The following is a 529-nucleotide window of genomic DNA, read 5'->3' on the forward strand; positions in this document are numbered from 1 at the left end:
GAGGATCGCGTCCGCATTTGTCGTTGCTGTCGAGCCAGACTTTTCGTCGAAATCGAGTACGGGGTCGATGATGGCGCATCTTCGTGAACTCGGGCATGCAACGACATATTGGATGCTGCCCGTCCGTGCATCATAGAACCCGGCGACTTCAGGCTGCTGCATGGGCAATGCCCTCGACTGCGGCTCGCGGGAAGAAGATCGCCCGGCCAGGATCGAGGTCGTAGTCATGTTCGAAGTCCGTTGCGTCCGACGCAATCTGCGCTACAGCATCGAGTATGAACTGCACCTTCTCGTCCGGCAGCAGAACGCTGAAATTCAACCGGGTGAACCCAGGCTTTTTCATTTCGTCGCCGGAGAGAATGGCTTGCCTGATTTCCTCGGACCGTTCGTCGTCGATCGACAGCAGTCTGTGGACATACGGGCCGGCGCAGGCGCAGCCACCGCGCGCCTGGATCCCGAACCGGTCGCTTAGCATGCGCGTGATCAGCTGCTGGTGGACGTAGCCGTCCTTTCCGTTTTTGACCCGGAA

General features: G+C 59.2%; 2 pseudogenes. Both read right to left on the bottom strand.

The annotated features are described in order from the left end of the window. Window positions 1-162 (bottom strand): annotated as a pseudogene (locus tag NKI54_RS36410) (MBL fold metallo-hydrolase); the annotation flags it as partial. Then, window positions 149-529: pseudogene (locus tag NKI54_RS36415) on the bottom strand (aminotransferase class V-fold PLP-dependent enzyme); the annotation flags it as partial. The pseudogenes NKI54_RS36410 and NKI54_RS36415, both read right to left, overlap by 14 nt.

Origin of the sequence: Mesorhizobium sp. M0663, from assembly GCF_040320585.1 — a bacterium.
Lineage (GTDB): Bacteria > Pseudomonadota > Alphaproteobacteria > Rhizobiales > Rhizobiaceae > Mesorhizobium.